At 61.1% G+C, this 20728-nt stretch carries 13 protein-coding genes and 2 tRNA genes; 9 read left to right on the forward strand and 6 right to left on the reverse strand.

Annotated elements, in window-relative coordinates; genetic code table 11:
- Window positions 1-4: 4 nt before the first annotated feature.
- The 3 genes from RHM69_RS14750 to RHM69_RS14760 all read left to right on the forward strand — a co-directional run bounded on the left by RHM69_RS14750 (window position 5) and on the right by RHM69_RS14760 (window position 4424).
- Window positions 5-1537, forward strand: a complete 1533-nt coding sequence (locus tag RHM69_RS14750; protein ID WP_014719771.1) for an AmpG family muropeptide MFS transporter — start codon at window positions 5-7, stop codon at window positions 1535-1537.
- Window positions 1538-1734: 197 nt separating this feature from the next.
- Window positions 1735-3450: a proline--tRNA ligase gene (locus tag RHM69_RS14755; RefSeq protein WP_060766540.1), complete on the forward strand. Its 1716-nt coding sequence runs from the start codon at window positions 1735-1737 to the stop codon at window positions 3448-3450.
- Window positions 3451-3470: 20 nt separating this feature from the next.
- A complete protein-coding gene (locus tag RHM69_RS14760; protein ID WP_032902715.1) occupies window positions 3471-4424 on the forward strand; it encodes a hypothetical protein in 954 nt (317 codons plus the stop codon).
- 129 nt (window positions 4425-4553) lie between these two features.
- Here the strand turns inward: RHM69_RS14760 and dinB are convergent, their stop codons facing one another.
- On the reverse strand, window positions 4554-5612 hold the full coding sequence (gene dinB / locus RHM69_RS14765; RefSeq protein WP_014719774.1) for a DNA polymerase IV: 1059 nt from the start codon (window positions 5610-5612) through the stop codon (window positions 4554-4556).
- Between the two features lie 278 nt (window positions 5613-5890).
- Between dinB and RHM69_RS14770 the strand changes: the two genes are divergently transcribed.
- The 4 genes from RHM69_RS14770 (at window position 5891) to RHM69_RS14785 (ending at window position 10413) form a co-directional block, all read left to right on the forward strand.
- A tRNA-Met gene (locus RHM69_RS14770) sits at window positions 5891-5967 on the forward strand.
- 166 nt (window positions 5968-6133) lie between these two features.
- Window positions 6134-6210, forward strand: a tRNA-Met gene (locus RHM69_RS14775).
- Between the two features lie 280 nt (window positions 6211-6490).
- A complete protein-coding gene (gene mprF / locus RHM69_RS14780; RefSeq protein ID WP_014719775.1) occupies window positions 6491-9133 on the forward strand; it encodes a bifunctional lysylphosphatidylglycerol flippase/synthetase MprF in 2643 nt (880 codons plus the stop codon).
- Window positions 9133-10413, forward strand: coding sequence for a virulence factor family protein (locus RHM69_RS14785; protein ID WP_014719776.1), 1281 nt, complete (start codon window positions 9133-9135; stop codon window positions 10411-10413). Before mprF ends, RHM69_RS14785 begins: the two co-directional genes overlap by 1 nt.
- Window positions 10414-10548: 135 nt before the next feature.
- Here the strand turns inward: RHM69_RS14785 and recJ are convergent, their stop codons facing one another.
- Both recJ and RHM69_RS14795 read right to left on the reverse strand, forming a co-directional pair.
- Window positions 10549-12258, reverse strand: a complete 1710-nt coding sequence (recJ, locus tag RHM69_RS14790; protein ID WP_014719777.1) for a single-stranded-DNA-specific exonuclease RecJ — start codon at window positions 12256-12258, stop codon at window positions 10549-10551.
- A gap of 157 nt (window positions 12259-12415) precedes the next feature.
- Window positions 12416-12958 carry a YaeQ family protein gene (locus tag RHM69_RS14795; RefSeq protein WP_003193952.1) on the reverse strand — a complete coding sequence of 181 codons (543 nt, stop codon included), beginning with the start codon at window positions 12956-12958 and terminating at the stop codon, window positions 12416-12418.
- Window positions 12959-13095: 137 nt separating this feature from the next.
- Between RHM69_RS14795 and RHM69_RS14800 the strand changes: the two genes are divergently transcribed.
- The gene (locus tag RHM69_RS14800; RefSeq protein WP_019817243.1) at window positions 13096-14295 is read left to right on the forward strand and encodes a CaiB/BaiF CoA transferase family protein; all 1200 of its coding nucleotides are present in this window, start codon (window positions 13096-13098) and stop codon (window positions 14293-14295) included.
- Between the two features lie 172 nt (window positions 14296-14467).
- Here RHM69_RS14800 and RHM69_RS14805 read toward each other — a convergent pair whose 3' ends face one another.
- Window positions 14468-14752, reverse strand: a complete 285-nt coding sequence (locus tag RHM69_RS14805; RefSeq protein ID WP_020301357.1) for a DUF3509 domain-containing protein — start codon at window positions 14750-14752, stop codon at window positions 14468-14470.
- A gap of 207 nt (window positions 14753-14959) precedes the next feature.
- Between RHM69_RS14805 and RHM69_RS14810 the strand changes: the two genes are divergently transcribed.
- The gene (locus RHM69_RS14810; RefSeq protein ID WP_003193955.1) at window positions 14960-15622 is read left to right on the forward strand and encodes a response regulator transcription factor; all 663 of its coding nucleotides are present in this window, start codon (window positions 14960-14962) and stop codon (window positions 15620-15622) included.
- On the opposite strand, the gene RHM69_RS14815 is transcribed toward RHM69_RS14810, so the two are convergent.
- Both RHM69_RS14815 and RHM69_RS14820 read right to left on the reverse strand, forming a co-directional pair.
- Window positions 15591-16835: an EAL domain-containing protein gene (locus tag RHM69_RS14815; protein WP_014719780.1), complete on the reverse strand. Its 1245-nt coding sequence runs from the start codon at window positions 16833-16835 to the stop codon at window positions 15591-15593. The genes RHM69_RS14810 and RHM69_RS14815 overlap by 32 nt on opposite strands.
- 276 nt (window positions 16836-17111) lie before the next feature.
- A complete protein-coding gene (locus RHM69_RS14820) occupies window positions 17112-20684 on the reverse strand; it encodes a transporter substrate-binding domain-containing protein (RefSeq protein WP_200600599.1) in 3573 nt (1190 codons plus the stop codon).
- Window positions 20685-20728 lie beyond the last annotated feature (44 nt).

Genomic DNA, 20728 nt, shown 5'->3' on the forward strand with positions numbered 1-20728 from the left:
GCCCATGCCCCGTAAAACCTGGCGCGCCGCGCTCGCCGCCTATGCCAGCCCTTCGACGTTAGTGCTGTTGTTGCTCGGTTTCGCCGCCGGCATGCCTTACATGTTGGTGTTTTCGACGCTTTCGGTGTGGCTGCGTGAAGCCGGTGTGGCTCGCGAGACCATTGGCTATGCGAGCCTGATCGGCCTGGCCTACGCCTTTAAATGGGTCTGGTCGCCGCTGCTCGATCAATGGCGCTTGCCGTTGCTCGGTAAACTGGGGCGTCGTCGCTCCTGGCTGGTGCTGGCCCAATCGCTGGTGATCCTCGGATTGATCGGCATGGGTTTTTGTGACCCGCAAAAACACCTGTCCTGGTTGATCGCCATCGCGGTGATCGTCGCCTTCGCGTCGGCCACCCAAGATATCGCCGTGGATGCCTACCGCCTGGAAATCGCCGACGACAGCCGTCAGGCCGCCCTGGCGGCAAGCTACATGTCCGGCTATCGCATTGCCGCCCTGCTGGCCACCGCCGGTGCGCTGTTCTTTGCCGAAGGCTTTGGCTCCACCGGCTTCAACTATAAACACTCGGCCTGGACCGGCACCTATGTGTTGTTCGGCGTGTTGATGGTGCCGGCGTTGCTCACCACCTTCCTCATGCGTGAACCTGATGTGCCACTGCGCACCCAGTTGCAGGCCGGCCGCTACAGTTTCATGCACCAGTTGGTGTCGGTGTTTGTGCTGATCGTGCTGTTGGTCTCGGTGCCGGCGATGTTCACTCAGTTGTACAACACCGACTTCGCCAGCGTGCTGTTCCAGGGCGTGAGTTTGTGGGAACTGCTGATGGAAGACCGCGCGTTCCTGCGCGCCATCCTCTATATCATCCTCACTACCCTGTGCCTTTCAGCCATGGGCCGCCGGGGCCTGGCGCCCGTGCTCACGCCGGTCAACGACTTTATCCTGCGCTACCGTTGGCAGGCGCTGCTGCTGCTCGGGCTGATTGCCACCTATCGCATGTCCGACACGGTGATGGGCGTCATGGCCAACGTGTTCTATATCGACCAGGGTTTCACCAAGGACCAGATCGCCGGAGTGAGCAAGATCTTCGGCCTGATCATGACCCTGCTCGGCGCCGGCATGGGCGGCCTGTTGATCGTGCGGTTCGGCATATTGCCGATCCTGTTCATCGGCGGCGTGGCCTCGGCCGGTACCAACCTGCTGTTCGTGATGCTCGCCGACATGGGCCCCGACCTGCAGATGTTGATCGTCACCATCTCCCTGGACAACTTCAGTTCGGGCATGGCCACCTCGGCATTCGTGGCTTACCTGTCGAGCCTCACCAACCTCAAGTTCTCCGCCACCCAATATGCGCTGCTCAGTTCGATCATGCTGTTGCTGCCACGTTTGATCGGCGGCTATTCAGGCGTGATGGTGGAGAAGTTCGGTTACCACAACTTCTTTATGATCACCTGCCTGCTGGGCGTGCCGACGCTGCTGCTGATTGCGTTGCATTGGTTCCAGGAGAACCGCCGCGCCCGGCTGAATCCCCCGCCGGAAGACTGACACGACTCAGTCAATGTGGGAGCTGGCTTGCCTGCGATAGCGGTGGTGAACCCAGCGCCGCTATCGCAGGCAAGCCAGCTCCCACACAAGCGACCGTTACGACAGATACGCCCCGCCACCTCACGCCTGTACTCCGGCGACAAGCGCCCGTACAATCCCAAGTCATTTCAAGTCCAAGCAACCGACAACGGCCTACCATGCGTACCAGTCAATATTTGCTCGCCACACAGAAAGAAACGCCTTCCGACGCGGTTGTAATCAGCCATCAGTTGATGCTGCGCGCCGGTATGATCCGCAAACTGGCCTCGGGCCTGTACACCTGGTTGCCCATGGGCTTGAAGGTGATGCGCAAGGTCGAAGCCATCGTTCGTGAAGAAATGAACGCTGCCGGCTCTCTGGAAGTGTTGATGCCGAGCACCCAACCGGCTGAGTTGTGGCAGGAATCCGGGCGCTGGGAAGAGTACGGCCCTGAGTTGCTGCGCTTCAAAGACCGTCATGGCCGCGATTTCTGCGCCGGCCCGACGCACGAAGAAGTCATCACCGACCTGATGCGCAACGAGTTGAGCAGCTATAAGCAGTTGCCGCTCAACCTGTATCAGATCCAGACCAAGTTCCGTGATGAGATCCGCCCACGCTTCGGCTTGATGCGTGGCCGCGAATTCATCATGAAGGACGCCTATTCGTTCCACGCCGACCAGGCTTCCCTGCAAGCGACCTACGACCGCATGCACCAGGCCTACTGCAACGTGTTCACGCGCCTGGGCCTGAAGTTCCGCCCGGTTGAAGCGGACAACGGCTCCATCGGCGGTGCCGGCTCCCACGAATTCCACGTGCTGGCCGAGTCTGGCGAAGACGATATCGTGTTCAGCAACGGTTCCGACTACGCGGCGAACATCGAGAAGGCCGAAGCCATACCACGTGAAACCTCGCGCCCTGCTCCCACCGAGGAGCTGCGCCTGGTCGACACGCCAGACACCAAGACCATCGCGGCCCTGGTGGAGAAATTCAATCTGCCGATTGAAAAGACCATCAAGACCCTGATCGTGCGCGCCGAAGAAGAAGGCAAGCTGATCGCCCTGGTGATCCGTGGCGACCACGAGCTCAACGAAATCAAGGCCGCTAACCAGCCTGGCGTAGCCAGCCCGCTGGTCATGGCCACCGATGCCGAACTGCGCGACGCCATTGGCGCCGGTGCCGGTTCCCTCGGCCCGCTGAACCTGCCACTGCCGATCATCATCGACCGTTCCGTTGAGCTGATGAGCGACTTCGGTATCGGCGCCAACATCGACGACAAGCACTACTTCGGCGTGAACTGGGAGCGTGACCTGCCGGTTCCGACCGTGGCCGACCTGCGCAACGTCGTGGCCGGCGACCCGAGCCCGGATGGCAAGGGCACCCTGGAGATCAAGCGCGGCATCGAAGTCGGGCACATCTTCCAGCTGGGCAACAAGTACAGCAAGGCGATGAAGTGCGAAGTACTGGGTGAGAACGGCAAGCCGATCACCCTGGACATGGGCTGCTACGGCATTGGCGTATCCCGCGTGGTGGCCGCTGCCATCGAGCAGAACAACGACGAGAAAGGCATCATCTGGAGTGACGCGCTGGCGCCGTTCCAGGTGGCCCTGGTGCCATTGCGCTATGAAACCGAGCAAGTACGCGAAGCCACCGACAAACTGTACGCGGAACTCACCGCCGCCGGTTTTGAAGTGCTGCTCGATGATCGGGACAAGAAAACCAGCCCGGGCATCAAGTTCGCCGACATGGAACTGATTGGCATCCCGCACCGGATCGTGGTCAGTGACCGCGGCCTGGCGGATGGCAATCTGGAATACAAGAGCCGGACCGAAGCCGAAGCCCAACCGTTGCCGGTGGCTGAGGTGCTGTCTTTCCTCCAGGCGCGTATTCGTCGCTGAAAACCAGATCAAGAGAAGTCATGTTCAAGCGAAACACCAGAGCCCTGGGGGGCGCCGCCTTGTGCGGCGCCCTGCTGGTCAGCGGCTGCGCCAATCAGATGTCGCAACGCAGTGAACACGAGGAGCGGGTCGAGCGTAAGTTGCTCGACCACAGCCTGCAGATCGATGTAGGCGAGCCTAAAGTGCTGGAGCTACCGCAACGCCGGGTTCGCATTCATGAGCAGAAGACCTTCGAGGTCACCGAATTCGAAGTCACCCGTCGTTACGACCGCTACACACCCTACCAGCCCTGGCGCAAACTCTATGAGATGCCCCTGGGTGCCGTGGCGCTGGTGGCGGGCGTGGGTGCTAACGTGGTGAATATCTTCGCCCTCGGCAACCTGCCCACGAGTGTGACCCATGACTGGTTGAGCTATGGCGTGGACGGCATCAACCCGTTCATGAACGTGCAATCCCACGGCCGTGCGCAACAGAACCTGGCGGCTATCGATGAAGTCCAGCGTGACAAGCGCCTGGAGTATTCGAGCCTGCCCTGGAGCGAGCGCCCGGTGCAAGTCACCGCCGGCAAGCAGACCCACGAGCTGACCACCGACCGTAACGGCATACTGCGCCTTAACCTGTTGGACAGCCCCTTTGCCGAGCAGGACCTGAACCGCGTCACCACGCTGAAAATCACTGTGGCGGATGGCCAGGACGACGTGCATACCGACTCGACCCTGGCGGTCAGCAACACGCTGCGCAGCAAGCTGCTCGAAGCCCATGCCCTGATCTATGACGACCTGGAAGATGACGAAGTGAACCAGTGGGTACACCGGGTCAAACGCTTGTCGGAGCTGGGCCTGGAAGAAGAAGCCAGCGAGCTGGAACAAAGCCTGATTGAACTGACGCGCAATGATCCGGAGTTGCAGCAGGAGTTTGTGCAGGCGTTGACCAAGGATGGGGGGCGGTTAGTCGCCGATCCTGGCGCACGCTGATCGTGCAATACCTGTAAAGATCAAACTGTGGGAGCTGGCTTGCCTGCGATAGCGGTGTATCAGTTAAAGCATTCTTGACTGACACACGGCTATCGCAAGCAAGCCAGCTCCCACATTTGTTTCGGGTTTTTACCAGGAAAACTCGAGCTGTTCGTTGCCGCCGCTCAGGTCCAGCAACCGTACGCCTATCCCCAGCAACCGCACCGGCTTGCCCCCGCGATTGAACGCCTGGGTCATCAACTGTTCATAACTCTCCAGATCCCGTCCTGCCCCGGCCTGCTCCAGCGTCGTCTGGGTAAAGTCATGAAACTTCACTTTCACGAACGGCTTGCCCGCCCGGTAGCTGCTGTCGATACGCGCCATGCGCCCGGCCAGGGTCTCCATCAGCTCCGGCAGTTTCGCCAGGCAGCTTGAAAGATCCGGCAAGTCCACATCGTAGGTGTTTTCCACGCTAATCGATTGCCGACGGCTGTCGTTTTGCACCACACGGTCATCAATTCCACGGGCCAGGCTCCAGAGGCGCTCGCCAAAACTGCCGAATTCGCGCACCAGCGCCAGTTTGTTCCAGTCGCGCAATTGCAGGCAGTCTTCGATGCCCAGGCGCGCCAGCTTGTCAGCGGTGACCTTGCCCACGCCATGCAGCTTGCTGACACGCAACTGCGAGACAAAGTCTTCAACCTGATCCGGCGTGATCACAAACAGGCCGTTGGGCTTTTTCCAGTCGCTGGCGATCTTGGCCAAAAACTTGTTGGGCGCCACGCCGGCAGACACAGTGATATGCAACTGGTTGGAGACCCGGCGCCGAATGTCCTGGGCAATACGCGTGGCGCTGCCGCCAAAATGCGGGCTGTCAGACACATCAAGGTAAGCCTCATCCAGCGACAACGGCTCGATCAAGTCGGTGTAGTCGCGGAAGATCAGTTGGATTTCTTTCGACGCTTCTTTATAGGCATCCATGCGCGGCTTAACAATGGTCAAGTCCGGGCAGAGCTTCAAGGCATGACGTGACGACATCGCCGAACGCACCCCATACGCTCGCGCCTCGTAGTTGCAGGTAGCGATCACCCCCCGCCGGTCCGCCGAACCGCCCACCGCCAAGGGCTTTTGCGCCAGGCTCGGGTCGTCACGCATCTCGATGGCGGCGTAGAAGCAATCACAGTCAACGTGGATGATTTTGCGCTGCGTCATATAAACGGGGTGTGAACCAACGGGTGGCCAGTATCGCATTCACACCTGTATATAGCACCAGTAGTTTGATTCTTCCTTCCAAGTGGTAGGAAGTTTCCTTGATGAATTTATTTTTTCAATCGAATTCGGGCTTCCGATAGAGCTGAAAGCCTTGGCCTGACTGGCCCAGAGCACTTCACGCCCCCTCTTTGGAGAGCTAACCGATTGAACCACAAGCGCTTTTGTTTGATTCACAGGTTGACACACTCGCGTTCCTCTGTAGAATGCCGACACACAGACGCGGGATGGAGCAGTCTGGTAGCTCGTCGGGCTCATAACCCGAAGGTCGTCGGTTCAAATCCGGCTCCCGCAACCAAACATCAAAAAAGGCTACTCGAAAGAGTGGCCTTTTTTGTGCGCGCTTGTTTTTGCCTGCACAATGCAGCCAACACCTTGATTTCAGAATAATTAGCGCTTATTTCAGCGATCAGCTCATTAACGGTTGACACCCCGCCGCTGGGCTGTAGAATGCCGCCCACAGACGCGGGATGGAGCAGTCTGGTAGCTCGTCGGGCTCATAACCCGAAGGTCGTCGGTTCAAATCCGGCTCCCGCAACCAAACATCAAAAAAGGCTACTCGAAAGAGTGGCCTTTTTTGTATCTGACGAAAAAGTTCTTCTGAAACAATGACATGGCATCTTTCATGAAACCGTAGACGGTTTGCAGAGTCCATCTCATTGCACGCTATGCTCAATGCTCAAGCGCTACCCCTCTACGACCAATGGCCGCAGTCGCCGCGCCCGGTGATCCGCGTTAATATTTGTAATTATTTTGTCCATAGGGATTGGTAACTTGGCTGGATACCTCCATCCTGTCGCGCACAATCCACGAGGTGATTGATGCGCGCCAACTCGTCTGAACCACAAGACACCGTTACAGCAGAACAACCGATCACTCCCACCCGTTTGCGGTGGCTGGACCTGTTGAGCAAATACCGCCAGCCCATCGGCCTGGCCGTGACGCTTCTGCTGTTTGCAATCGCCCTGATCGCCTGCCGGCACCTGCTGCTGGAGCTGGACCTCTACGCCCTGCACGATTCGATCCTGGAAGTGCCCAAGCCGGCCCTATTGGGGGCCTTTGCGGCGGCGGTCGCCGGTTTTGTAATCCTGCTCGGCTATGAGTTCTCCGGCGCGCGTTATGCCGGCGTGCAATTGCCCGCCAAGACCCTGGCCCTGGGTGGTTTCACCGCCTTTGCTATCGGCAACGCCATTGGCTTGTCGATGCTCTCGGGGGGTTCGGTGCGTTACCGTTTATATGCACGCCATGGCATCGGCGCCTCGGAAGTGGCGCACATGACCGTATTCGCCAGCCTGGCCCTGGGCTGTGCCCTGCCACCGCTGGCCGCGCTGGCCACGTTGAGTAACTTGCCGGCCGCCTCCACTTACCTGCATTTATCGCAAAGCCTGCTCGGCGGCATTGCCGGCGCCGTGCTGCTGTTGTCGGCCCTGCTGTGCATCGGCATCTATCGCCGCCGCCTGCCGGAACAGCCCTACCCCGACAACCTGCTGGTCAAGGCCGGGCGCCGTACCCTGCGCCTGCCTGGCCGACGCCTGACTTTCCTGCAACTGATCATCACCGCACTGGACGTCGCCGCAGCCGCCACCGTGCTGTATCTGCTGTTGCCGGAAGCGCCGCCCTTCGGCCCGTTCCTGTTGGTGTACCTGCTGGCCCTGGCCGCCGGTGTGCTCAGCCATGTGCCGGGCGGCGTGGGGGTATTCGAAGCGATCCTGCTGGCGGCCTTTGCCGACAAACTCGGTGCCGCGCCCCTGGCTGCTGCCTTGCTGCTGTACCGCATGATCTACGTGGTGCTGCCGCTGCTGATCGCCTGTGTATTCCTGCTGGTCAACGAGGCCCAGCGCCTGTTCCAGACCCAGCAAAGTCTGCGGGTAGCGTCGGGGCTGGCAGCGCCAGTATTGGCCGTCCTGGTTTTTTTGTCCGGCGTGGTCCTGCTGTTTTCCGGCGCCACGCCAGAGATCGACTCACGCCTGGAAAACATCGGTTTCCTGATTCCCCATCGCCTGATTGACGCGTCGCACTTCGGTGCCAGCCTGATCGGTGTGTTGTGCCTGTTGCTCGCCCAAGGCCTGCGCCGGCGGTTGTCGGCCGCCTGGATGCTGACCATGGTGTTGCTGCTGGTCGGCGCCCTGCTCTCGCTGCTTAAAGGCTTCGACTGGGAAGAAGCCAGCCTGATGACCATGACCGCGGTGCTGCTGGCCATCTTCCGACGCTCCTTCTACCGCGCCAGTCGCCTGACCGAGTTGCCGTTTTCGCCGCTGTACCTGGTGGCCAGTGTCTGTGTGCTCGGCGCTTCGATCTGGCTGTTGCTGTTTGCCTACCAGGACGTGCCCTACAGCCATCAACTCTGGTGGCAGTTCACCCTAGATGCCAACGCCCCACGTGGCTTGCGTTCGCTGCTCGGCGCCGCCGTGTTACTGGTGATCGTGTCGCTGACCTGGCTGCTGCGCACGGCACGCCCGGTCATCCACCTGCCGACCCCGGAAGAACTGGAGCGCGCCAGCAAGATCCTGATGGCCTCGTCCCAACCCGACGGCGGCCTGGCGCTCACCGGCGACAAGGCGCTGCTGTTTCACCCTAACGATGAAGCCTTCCTGATGTATGCCCGTCGCGGGCGTAGCCTGGTGGCCTTGTACGACCCGATCGGCCCGACCCAACCGCGCGCCGAGATGATCTGGCAGTTCCGCGACCTGTGCGACATCCACCACGCCCGTCCGGTGTTCTATCAGGTACGCGCCGAGAACCTGCCGTATTACATGGACATCGGCCTCACCGCGATCAAACTGGGTGAAGAAGCCCGCGTCGACCTGAAACGCTTTGACCTGGAAGCCAAGGGCAAGGAAATGAAGGATTTGCGCTACACCTGGAACCGTGGCACCCGGGACGGCCTGTCCCTGGAAATCTGCGAACCGGGCAAGGCGCCGATGGATGAATTAAAAGTCATCTCCGACGCCTGGCTTACAGGTAAGAATGTGCGGGAAAAGGGCTTCTCCCTGGGCCGTTTCAGCGATGATTACCTCAAGCACTTTCGTATCGCGATCATTCGCTTCGAAGGGCGCCCGGTGGCCTTCGCCAATCTGCTCGAAACCTATAATCATGACCTGGCCAGCCTCGACCTGATGCGTGCCCACCCGGACGCGCCCAAGTTGACCATGGAGTTCATGATGGTGGGCCTGATTCAACACTATAAGAGCCACGACTACGCGCGCTTCAGCCTCGGCATGGTGCCGTTGTCGGGCTTGCAACCGCGCCGTGGCGCACCGCTGACCCAGCGCCTGGGCTCGATGGTGTTCCGCCGTGGCGAGCAACTGTATAACTTCCAAGGTTTGCGCCGCTTCAAAGACAAGTTCCAGCCCGACTGGGAACCCCGTTACATGGCCGTGCCCGCAGGACTGGATCCGCTGGTGGCATTGGCCGATACCGCCGCCCTGATCGCGGGCGGCTTGACTGGATTGGTGAAACGCTGATGATTCGACGCTCCTGGCGGTATGTATTGGCTTTAGTGGTGCTGCTTGCGCTGATCGCGGCGGGTGGCTTCTGGTACTGGAACCGCCCCGCCCCGCAACCGACCCTGGAGCACTTGCCCCAGGCCGACGGTTCGGTAATGACCCGCGTAACCCCGGCCAGCAACGCAAAAGCCCGCGTGGCCGTGGCGGTGATGGCCGACGAAACCCTGACCGACAGCCAACTGATTGCCCTGAGCCAGGGTGGTGCTGCGCAACTGGTTCAGGTGGTGCTGCCCAAGGATGACTGCGCACTGCAGGAAAAAGCCCTGCAAGGCGCCCTGGCCCAGCTCAAAGGCCCGGCAACCCTGGTCAGCGGCATCGGCCCTGGCGCCGCACTCGCCTGGCGCTGGCTGGCCACCCAGAACGACGACAAGGCCAACGCCATCTCCGTGGGCTTCGCCCTGAAACAGGAAGGCTGCAACGACCCGCTGCCGAAAACCGCCGCCCATGGCAGCTGGCTGGTGGCGTGGAACGATAACCCCGACGATGAAAGCGCCAGTTTCGTACGTGACACACCGCGCGCTACTACCAGCATCAGCGACTACGACATTCATTACCCACAGGTGCTGAATAACGAACTGCGCAAGCAACTGGTCGGTTCGGACAACGGCGGCCTGGCGATTCCGGTGGTGGAAGTGCCTGCTGGCCAAGCCAAGGACACCGTGACCCTATTCCTCTCCGGTGACGGCGGCTGGCGCGACCTGGACCGCGACGTGGCGGGCGAGATGGCGAAGATCGGCTACCCGGTGGTGGGCATCGACACCCTGCGCTACTACTGGCAGCACAAGACGCCGGAGCAAAGCGCCAAGGACCTCACCGAGCTGATGCAACACTACCGGCAAAAGTGGGGCACCAAGCGCTTCGTGCTGACCGGTTACTCGTTCGGCGCCGACGTATTGCCGGCCATCTACAACCGTATGCCAGAGAACGAACAGCAACGGGTGGACGCGATCATCCTGCTGGCCTTCGCCCGTACCGGCAGCTTTGAAATCGAAGTGGAAGGCTGGCTGGGCAACGCCGGCAAAGAAGCCGCCACCGGCCCGGAAATGGCCAAGCTGCCGCCTGAGAAAGTCGTGTGCATCTACGGCGCCGAAGAAGTCGACGAGAGTGGCTGCACCGACAAGACCGCCGTGGGCGAAGCCATGAAGCTGCCGGGCGGGCATCACTTCGATGAGAACTACCCGGCGCTGGCCAAGCGCTTGGTGGATATTATCGTCAAGCATCAGGCCAAAGCCGAATAACTCCAGCTTAACCTAAGACCCAATGTGGGAGCGGGCTTGCCCGCGATAGCGGTGGCTCAGTCACAGTAGCGTTGACTGACACTCCGTCATCGCGGGCAAGCCCGCTCCCACAGTGGTACGTGGTGTTGATGAAAACTAGCGCGGTTCGATGTGCGCAATCATCAGTTGCACCGTCTCATTGCCACGAAATTCATTCACATCCAGCTTGTAGGCCAATTCCACCCAACGCACCGTCGGGTTTGGCCACACTTCGCGGTCCACACCAAAGGCGATGCCATCGAGCTTCACCGACCCGCACTCGCTCTTGAGCACCACTTTCAAATGCCGCTCGCCCACCACCCGCTGCTCCACCAATTGGAATACCCCGTGAAACAACGGCTCGGGAAAGTGCTGCCCCCACGGGCCGGCATGGCGCAGGGCGCGGGCCAGTTCCAGGTGAAATTCTTCAACCGCCAGGGTGCCGTCTGAAAGCAGGCGGCCGGTGAGGTCTTCTTCGCGCAGTTGCCGGCGCACTTCGGCATCGAAGGCTTGCGCAAACAACGGGAAGTTGGCCTCGGGCAAGGTCAGCCCCGCCGCCATGGCGTGGCCGCCGTACTTGGTGATCAGGTTGGGGTGCTGGCTGGCGACGACCGCCAGCGCATCGCGGATATGAAAGCCTTGCACCGAGCGTCCAGAGCCCTTGAGCAGGCCATCACCGGCATCGGCGAAGGCGATGGTCGGGCGGAAATAACGCTCCTTCATACGTGACGCGAGGATCCCGATCACCCCTTGGTGCCACTCCGGGTCAAACAGGCACAGACCGTACGGCATCGACTCCACCGGCAGGTCCTTGAGCTGGGCCAGGGCCTCGCGCTGCATGCCTTGCTCGATGGACTTACGGTCCTGGTTCATGCCGTCCAGTTGCGCGGCCATTTCCCGTGCGGCGGCGAAGTCCGTGGTAAGCAGGCATTCGATGCCCAAGCTCATATCATCCAGGCGTCCGGCGGCATTCAGGCGCGGGCCGAGGATAAAACCCAGGTCGGTGGAGGTGATACGCGCATGATCACGCTTGGCCACTTCCAGGATCGCCTTGATCCCCGGCCGCGCCCGACCGGCCCGAATACGCTCCAGCCCCTGGTGCACGAGGATGCGGTTGTTGGCGTCCAGCGGCACCACGTCAGCGACGCTGCCCAGGGCCACCAGATCAAGCAGTTCACCGATGTTCGGCTGGGGCTTGTTGTCATACCAACCCAGGCTGCGCAACCGTGCACGCAGGGCCATCAATACATAGAAGATCACGCCGACGCCGGCCAGGGCCTTGCTGGGAAATGTGCAGCCCGGCTGGTTAGGATTGACGATGGCGTCAGCGGCCGGCAGTTCATCGCCGGGCAAGTGGTGGTCGGTCACCAGCACCTGCAACCCCGCCGCTTTCGCCGCCGCCACGCCTTCGACGCTGGAGATACCGTTGTCCACGGTGATCAGCAACTGCGGCTCGCGCTCCAGCGCCACCGCGACGATTTCCGGGGTCAGGCCGTAGCCGTATTCGAAGCGGTTGGGCACCAGGTAATCGACATGGGCCGCGCCAAGCAAACGCAGGCCCAGGGTGCCCACGGTACTCGCCGTGGCGCCATCGGCGTCGAAGTCACCGACGATCAGGATGCGCTGGCGTTGCTCCAGGGCCGTCACCAGCAAGTCCACCGCCGCATCGATGCCCTTGAGCTGCTGATAGGGAATCAACCGCGCCAGGCTCTTGTCCAGCTCGGCCTCCGACTGCACCCCGCGTGCGGCGTAAAGGCGGGTCAACAGCGGCGGCAGTTCACCGAGAAAAGGCAGGACGGCGGGCAATGGGCGGGGATCGATACGCATGGGGTGACGGGAGCTTCTCTTCTAATACATCGGTTAAACACAGAAAGTGAACGCAGCAGAGATCAAGTGTGGGCGCTGGCTTGCCTGCGATGCATACGACTCGGTACATCAGACACACCGAGTGGATGCCCTCGCAGGCAAGCCAGCTCCCACCTTTTCAACCGCGCTCGCCGACCAGCCATTGCAGTTGCACTTCATGCTGGCCACGGTCATCGGTCACAAAGATCGTGCCTTCGCTGATCATCACGTCCCACTTGATCACCCGCGGCATGTCCTTGGCCAGGGTCTCCAAGACTTCCTGGGGCACGGCAGCGATGTGCACGTTTTTCAGGTTGTTGGCCACCGGCACCACCTTGCCTTCCCACACGCGCAGGCTGCCATAGGCCAGCAGGCTGGTGCGTTCGGTGCGACGCGAGCACCAGGTCAGGCGGTCGGCATCTGGCTGGCCGACTTCGATCCAGTGCAAAACCCGATCATCCAGGCTTTTTTCCCACAGGGCCGGTTCGTCTACATCCGACAGGCCACGCCCGAACGCCAACTGCTCGTTGTACCAGAGGGCGTACGCCAGCAGGCGCACGGTCATGCGCTCTTCGGTTTCCGAAGGGTGGCGGGCGATGGTCTGTTTGACGCTCTCGTACACCGAGCGGTCGAGGTCGGTGAGGTTGAGTTCGAATTTGTAGGTCGTGGACGGCTGGGCCATGAACGGGCTTCTAAAGACAAGGAAAGGCGGCCAGTCTAACCGATGGCGAGGGCATTGAACGAATACTGCGCTGCATCCGCGCGGCTCGCCTATGTTAAAAAGCAGGACATCATCGTCCCGCGCTCGTAAGGATCCCCATGTCGCTCACTGCCAAACCACTTGCCGGCCTGAAAGTCATCGAACTGGGCACTTTGATCGCCGGCCCGTTTGCCTCACGCATTTGCGCTGAATTCGGCGCCGAGGTGATCAAGGTCGAATCCCCGGACGGCGGCGACCCGCTGCGCAAATGGCGCAAGCTGTATGAAGGCACCTCGCTGTGGTGGTTCGTGCAGGCCCGTAACAAGCAGTCGCTGACCCTCAACCTCAAGCACCCTGAAGGCCTGGCGATCCTCAAGCAACTGTTGGCCGACGCCGACATCCTGATCGAAAACTTCCGCCCAGGCGTGCTAGAGAAACTCGGCCTGAGCTGGGAAACCCTGCACGCCCTCAACCCCAAGCTGGTGATGGTACGCCTCTCGGGCTTCGGCCAGACGGGACCGATGAAGGACCAGCCGGGGTTTGGCGCGGTGGGCGAGTCCATGGGCGGCTTGCGCTATATCACCGGCTTCGAGGACCGCCCGCCGGTGCGCACCGGGATTTCCATCGGCGACTCGATTGCCGCGTTGTGGGCAGTGATCGGCGCGCTGATGGCGCTGCGTCACCGCGAAGTCAACGGCGGCTTGGGCCAGGTGGTGGATGTGGCGCTGTATGAGGCCATCTTCGCCATGATGGAAAGCATGATCCCCGAGTTCGATGTGTTCGGGTTTATCCGTGAGCGCACCGGCAACATCATGCCCGGTATCACCCCGTCCTCGATCCACACCACCGCAGACGGCAAGCATGTGCAGATCGGCGCCAATGGCGATGCAATCTTCAAGCGCTTCATGCGGGTGATCGGCCGTGACGACTTGGCGGACGACCCTGCACTGGCCAGCAATGACGGGCGTGACGCTCGCCGCGATGAGCTGTACGGCGTGATTGATCGCTGGGTCAATTCGCTGTCTCTCGACCAGGTGATTGAGCATCTGAACAAAGCCGAGGTGCCCGCCAGCCGCATCTACAGCGCCGAAGACATGCTGGGCGACCCGCAATTCCTGGCCCGGGAAATGTTCCTCAAGGCGCAGTTGCCGGGCGGCAAGGACTTCAAGATGCCCGGCATCGTGCCCAAGCTCTCGGACACACCGGGCAGCTGCGAATGGGTCGGCCCGCAACTGGGTGAACACAACAGCCTGGTGCTCAATGCCTTGGGCTACGACGCGGCGGCTATCACTCGCCTGCGCGAGGATGGCGCGATCTGACAAATCCCAGGCAAAAAGAAACCCCGAGCAGTGGGGAGACAACTCGGGGTTAAACGTGGTCTACAAAAAGACCCGCACAGCAAGCGACAAACACCGGAGCACAATGCCTGCTCTTGCTGTTACAAACTCTGACTGACCACCTTGTAGGAAGGTTCCGAAGAAAAATAATGTTTCATGCCAGTGCGCCGCCACGGGTTTGGGAGGCGTTGCGCAAGGCAGCGATGACTGAAGGTTCCAGGCGCCCTTCGGCGATTTTCAGGTCGCGGAGCAGGCAATCCACCACATCCACCAGCGCGCGCTTGTCGCTCAATTGCGCACGATCGACTTCACGTTCAACCACGATGGCACCACCGGGGTTCTTCACGGTTACCAGGCAGTCGTCGCGCATACCGGCAGAGGTCAGCGTAACCTGATAAGGGCTCAGTGCTTGGCTGAGCAATAGGTTGATACTTTCCATCTCGATCACCACTCAATCATTCGAAAAAGGTTCGAAAAACAAAAATGTCACGAAGAGGCTGACATTCAAGTGACCCGTGCTCAAAGCAGAAAGTTCTACCTTTTGTGTAATCCACTGCTTGAGGAAAACGAGCATGCACGGAAAAGATGACAGAGAAAAAACAACGGCGCACAGGCTAGAATCCCTGGATTGTCCCGGGAGCCTGCCTTGAGAGCTGCGTCTGAACCGCCCTTGCGTATCGTGATTGCCGACGATCACCCGATTTTCCTGATTGGCCTGCGCGCCGTGCTCGAGCGTGACACGCATATCAGCATCGTCGGCGAGGCCAATTCCCCCCAGGCCCTCAGTGCGTTGTTGCAACACTGTGCCTGCGATGTGGTGGTGACCGACTTCATGATGCCCGTCGAGCCCCAAGCCGACGGGTTGCGCTTGATCGAGCAACTGCGCCGGCACTATCCGCACCTGCCCATTGTGGTGGTGACCATGCTCAACAATGCCGGGTTGTTTCATTCCATCCTGGCGTTGGGCGTGATGGGCTTGCTGAGCAAGGCCAGCCTGGCCGATGAGCTGCCCCAGGCGATCCGCCAGGTTCGCCAGCAACGTACCTATGTGGCCCAGACCATCCGCCAGGCGCTGAGCCTGGCCGGGGAAGTCGGCGCTGATCGCCTGCACTCCCAGGAGCACCTGTCACCCCGGGAACTGGAGGTGATTCGCCTGTTGGCCAGTGGCATGACGGTGGGCGAGATCGCCGCGCACCTGCACCGCAGCAAGCAGACCGTCAGCGCGCAAAAAGTCAGCGCCATGCGCAAGCTGGGGCTGGTCAACGATGCCGCCCTGTTTATTTACGTGCAGGAACACGGGCTGGCCTAGCCTGGAACGCGATCCATTGCTTGAGCGTCTCGGCCTCCATCGGCCGGGCGATAAAGCAACCTTGCAGCCACGCCGCGCCCAGTTCGCCCACGGCGTGATAATCGGCGGCGGTTTCCACGCCGGTGACCACCACGGCGACATCCAGGCGCGCCGCCATGCTCATGGCGCCCGCCACCACAGCGGCCTTGCGATCATCATTGGCCATCCCACAGGCAAACGCCGGGGGAATTTTCAGCTCGGTAAAAGGCAGTTCCAGCAAATGCTGCAGGCTGGTGCCGCCCATGCCGAAGTCGCCGATGGACAACTGGCAACCCAACATGCGCAAGCGCAGCAACCCAGTGACATGGGCGCTGTCGGTTTTCAGCGTCGAGGTTTCCACCAACTCCAGGGTCAGGCTATGGGCGGGCACACCATGAAGTTGCAGCAAACCTTGCAGCACCTGGGGGAAGTGCTCGCGCTCCAGCATACGCCCGGGAATGTTCACAGCTACCGGCAGCACTCGGCCGCTTTCGCCCATCACCTGGTTCGCCAGGCCAAGCGCCTGCTCCAGCACATGCCAGGTAAACGCCTCTTCCATGCCGGCAAACTCCAGCACTGGCAGGAACTCGTCAGGCAGCAATAGCTCACCGTCCTGCAACTGCCAACGCGCCAGCGCCTCCACCCCTTGCAACACACCGGCCTGACTGACGATGGGCTGGTACCAGACCCTGCCACAGGCTGCGATAGTCGCCTGGCTGACATCCGCCGAGGGCGGCAGTTGTTCCTGCTCGCTCAAGCTCAGCAGTTGACGGACGCGCTCCCAGGACAGCACCGCTGGCCCTGGACGCAAGTGCTCCTGACAATCGCTCAATACTTGCCCGATCAGCTTGGCCGAGGCCGGCTTGGGCAAGCACGCCAAGACCTTGAGCCCCAATTGGCGAGCCATGTTCGCCACGCCTTCCAGCACGTCGGGCTCGGCGTTGCTGAGCAGGATCAACACCTGGGCCAGGCGGCGTTCCGCCAACTCACGGATCAACGCCAGGCCATCGCCCTGCTCCAGGTACAGGTCGCAGATGGCGATATCCACCGGGCCTTTGCTGTCCAGGGACTGGCGGGCAATTTCGACCGTTTCCGCGGCCCGCACATTGAACACACCGTTGGCATTGAGCATCTGGTGCAGGGCCATCAGTTGAAACGGGTTGTCTTCGAGGATCAGGACGTTCAGGGATCGCATGGGTAAGGGTGTCGGTACAGAGAAAGTCCTGCACAGTAGCCATACGCTACGCCGTATCCCATAGGACGTGTCCTAAAAGCTTCTTTAAATGTGGGAGGGGCAAGCCTTGTCGGTCAAGCGCAGACCTCCTGTGGGAGCTGGCTTGCCGGCGAAGGCGGTGTGTCAGTCGCTACATCTGTTACTGCACTACCGCTATCGCCGGCAAGCCAGCTCCCACATTTGATCTTCGTTGCCTTGAGCATTGCGTTCGCTTGGCTGATCGGCATACGGGCTGGGTTACGCATCCAGATAAGGTTGCAGGTCGCGACGAAACGCCTTGAGCACCTCGGACAAGCGCAACCAGGGTTCTTCAAGCTCGGCGCCGCGCTGTTCACGGGCGCATTGCTCAAGGGCGACACAGGCCTTGGCCAGTGGCAGTGCGTCCACCAGCGAGCAAATGCCCTTGAGCCGGTGCAGCGATGCATTCAAGCGTGCCACGTCGCGCTCGGCCAGGGCACCCGCCAACACCTCGTGTTCGTGGTCCAGGCTCTTGGCCAGTTCCTGCAACATGCTTTGCAGCACCGGGCCATCGGCCTGGGTCATGGTGCGCAGGGCCTGGATATCGAACGAACGCTGGGGTGCCAGGCGTGCCAGCACTTGGGTCCAGTGTTCCAAGGTCACCGGCTTGACCAGCAGTTCATCCATACCGGCGTCCTCGCAGCGGCGTTGTTCATCTTTCATGGCGTTCGCGGTGCAACCCACCAGCGCGCTACGAGGCCGTTGCTCCTCGGCTTCGAGGCGCCGTATCGCCGCACTCAAGGCATAACCGGACATGCCGGGCATCTGGCAATCGGTGACCAACACGTCAAAACGTTGCTCACGCCAGCGTTGCAACGCGGCCTCGGCCGACTCCAGGGCGACCACTTGATGACCGAGGAACTGCAACTGCTGCGCCAGCACCAGGCGGTTGGCCGCCAAATCATCCACCACCAGTATCGACAGGCTGCGCCCCGTCGGTAACAACGTCGCGGTGGGCGTTGCCGGCACATCATCGGTGCTGACCCGGTCTAGGCGCAGGTCAATGCACACCACCGTCCCCTCGCCCACCACGCTATCGAGGTGAATGCTGCCGCCCATCAATTCCACCAGTTGCTTGCAGATACTCAGGCCCAGCCCGGTGCCACCGTGTTGCGCAGCGGTCAAGGCGCTCACCTGAGTAAAAGGCTTGAACACCCGCGGCTGTTGCTCGGCGCTGATGCCCGGGCCACTGTCCTTGACGCACAGGTGCAGGTATTCGGTATCGGTCTCATCCCGTTGGCAAGTCACGCTGAGGTGAACCCCGCCCCGCTCGGTAAATTTGAGCGCATTGCCCAACAGGTTGTGCATCACCTGGCGTAACCGCAGCGGGTCGAACCAGTAATAACCCTGAGCAGCCGGATCAAACGCCAGGGTCAGGTGCAGGCCCTTCTTTTGCGCTGTGGCTTCGAACAGGCTCTGAATGCCCTCGAAAAAACGCTTCAACTCGGTGGTCTGTGGCGCCAGTTGCAGGTGGCCGGCCTCGATCTTGGCCAAGTCCAGGCTGTCGCCCATCAGCGCAATCAGCTCGCGCGCCGAACGATGGGCCACCTGCAGCGCCTCGGAAACCGGCTGGCCGCTTGCCAGGCAACGCTCTTGCTCCAGTTCGAGCAAGCCAATGATGGCAGTCATGGGAGTGCGAATCTCGTGGCTCAAGGCCGAGAGAAATGCACTTTTGGCGTAGTTCGCTTCGTCGGCGGCCTGGCGTGCGTCCATCAACTGGCGCTCCAGGTCTTTGCGTTCGTTGATATCGATCCAACCGCCCAACAATCCCTGCAGACGGCCCTGGGCATCAAAAAAAGGCACGGTCCACTGGTAGACGTGATAACTGCCGCCGTTGAGCTCCAATTGCCGGTCGACAAACAACGGCTGCTGCGTGGCCAATTGCTCCATGTGGCCTTCGTGCAGGCGTGCCGCTGTGGCGTCGGGCACGACCTTGCTCTCCATCAGCGTCAGGCCCTGGATCAGCTCCAGCCGGGTCGCCAATTGCTGTTCATAACTTTTATTGCAGGTCACCAGGCGCCCGTCCAGGTCGCGGACGAACAGCGGGTTGGGCATGCCGTCGAGCAGTGCGCGCTTGAACGCCAACTGGTCGTTGAGCCGTTGCTCGGCCTCCAGCCGTTGGCGAATCTGGCGCTTGAGCCGGCTGTTCCACACCAGCGACACCAACACAAACAGCAGCGCCGTGGCCACCGTCCAATAGGCCCATGGCGGTACGCGTTGCCAGGCCGGCAGCGGAATCGCCACGGCACCGATCCAACGCAGGCGCAACGCACTCAGCTCAGCCACCGGCAACGCCTCCAGGGCCTTGTTCAGAATGCTCAGCAGCTCAGGTTGGTCCTTGCGCACCGACAGGCAGTTGGACGACCACTTGCCATCGACACTGCGTCCGATACGTAGGCCATCTTCCGGGTAACTCTGCACTTCCACTTCGGTCTGTATCGTGGCGGCCGCCTCGCCCCGTCGTACCAGCTCACGGGCCTGGTTGTAATTGTCCACCAAGCGCAACTTGATACGCGGATGGTCATGGCGAATCTGGCTCTCCAAGACGTGGCGCGCCGGCAATGCCAGCACCTTGCCGTCCAACTGGTTCAAGCCCGTCAGGGGCGAGGCATCGGCACGTTCGATAAACACCCAGCCGGACCCGCCAAAACCATGACTGAAGTTGAGCAACGCACTGCGCTCCTGATTCACAGCCAGGGTCGTGTTCATCTGTGCCCGGCCGGTTTCCAGCCATTCCAGGGTTTGCGCAGTAGAACCCACCTCTTCATAGACGAACTGCAAACCGGTCATGCGCGAGATGCGATTCAACAGGTCGACATTCAGGCCAACCCACTGGCCGTCCTTGTCCCTGAAAATGTAAGGCGACATCTGCTGGGCCACCACCACGACATGGGGATGCTCACGCACCCAGGCCTGCTCCGACGCCGACAACGCAACGCGCTCACCACTGATACCGACGCCGAGCCCGGTGGTCCAGCGCGCGAGGATTTCACGCTGCACCGACTCGTCAAGGCTTGCCAGCGCGCGGTTCATCATGGCCCCCAACAACGGATCTGCCTGGCGGGTGGCGAAGGCAAAACCGATGGGCGCCAGCCGGCTCTGCTCCTTGATCTGCAACCCCAGGTAAGGCCGCAGCGATTTATAGGCGCGCACAATCACTTCGTTGCCGATAAACGCATCGACGTCACCTTGCTTCAAGGCTTCGAGGCCGCTGTAGAGGTTGGGGGCGAGCATGATGTGGCTGTCGGGATACGCCGCGTGCACCTTCTGCACGTTGGCGTAGCCGTCGAGCAACACCAGCTTCTTGCCGGCCAGATCGTCGCCTTGGGTATCGTCGCGACGCAGCACCACCACCGAGCGGTCGGGCATGTAGTCCGGGGTGAATTGCAGGCCAGGTACGTCACGCTCGTAACCATTGGCACTGGTGAGAATGTCGATGGTGCCGTTGCGCAGCGCTTCGACCGCCTGGGCGCGCTCGGAGAAGCCCAGCACTTGCATGGGCACACCCAGCCGCGCGCCAACCAGGCTCAAATAATCGGCGCTGATGCCCTGGTAGCGATTGCGGTCGCGGGTGATATCGATCGGCTGGTAGTCATCTATCGAGATACCCACTTTGAGTGTCCGATGCGCCGCCAACCACTGCTGCTCCGTTGGCGCCAGCGGCATAGGTTCAAGCGGGATAAACGCCGGGACCAGTTTGAACGGCAGGCTGACGGCGGCCAGGCTCATGGGCACCTGGATGAGCCACAACAGGCACACCAGCTTCAACGTCCATTGGATCAACACCTGCACCGGTTGGGTTTCCTTGATTGGGCGACTGGGCAAGTATGGCTCGC

Source organism: Pseudomonas sp. CCI1.1 (assembly GCF_034348165.1).
GTDB lineage: Bacteria > Pseudomonadota > Gammaproteobacteria > Pseudomonadales > Pseudomonadaceae > Aquipseudomonas > Aquipseudomonas paracarnis.

Coding starts and splice junctions, on each gene's coding strand:
- RHM69_RS14785 (WP_014719776.1), top strand. CDS start 9,133: ATGATTCGACGCTCCTGGCGGTATGTATTGGCTTTAGTGGTGCTGCTT.
- mprF (WP_014719775.1), top strand. CDS start 6,491: ATGCGCGCCAACTCGTCTGAACCACAAGACACCGTTACAGCAGAACAA.
- RHM69_RS14750 (WP_014719771.1), top strand. CDS start 5: ATGCCCCGTAAAACCTGGCGCGCCGCGCTCGCCGCCTATGCCAGCCCT.
- RHM69_RS14760 (WP_032902715.1), top strand. CDS start 3,471: ATGTTCAAGCGAAACACCAGAGCCCTGGGGGGCGCCGCCTTGTGCGGC.
- RHM69_RS14795 (WP_003193952.1), bottom strand. CDS start 12,958: ATGGCCCAGCCGTCCACGACCTACAAATTCGAACTCAACCTCACCGAC.
- dinB (WP_014719774.1), bottom strand. CDS start 5,612: ATGACGCAGCGCAAAATCATCCACGTTGACTGTGATTGCTTCTACGCC.
- RHM69_RS14800 (WP_019817243.1), top strand. CDS start 13,096: ATGTCGCTCACTGCCAAACCACTTGCCGGCCTGAAAGTCATCGAACTG.
- RHM69_RS14805 (WP_020301357.1), bottom strand. CDS start 14,752: ATGGAAAGTATCAACCTATTGCTCAGCCAAGCACTGAGCCCTTATCAG.
- recJ (WP_014719777.1), bottom strand. CDS start 12,258: ATGCGTATCGATCCCCGCCCATTGCCCGCCGTCCTGCCTTTTCTCGGT.
- RHM69_RS14755 (WP_060766540.1), top strand. CDS start 1,735: ATGCGTACCAGTCAATATTTGCTCGCCACACAGAAAGAAACGCCTTCC.
- RHM69_RS14815 (WP_014719780.1), bottom strand. CDS start 16,835: ATGCGATCCCTGAACGTCCTGATCCTCGAAGACAACCCGTTTCAACTG.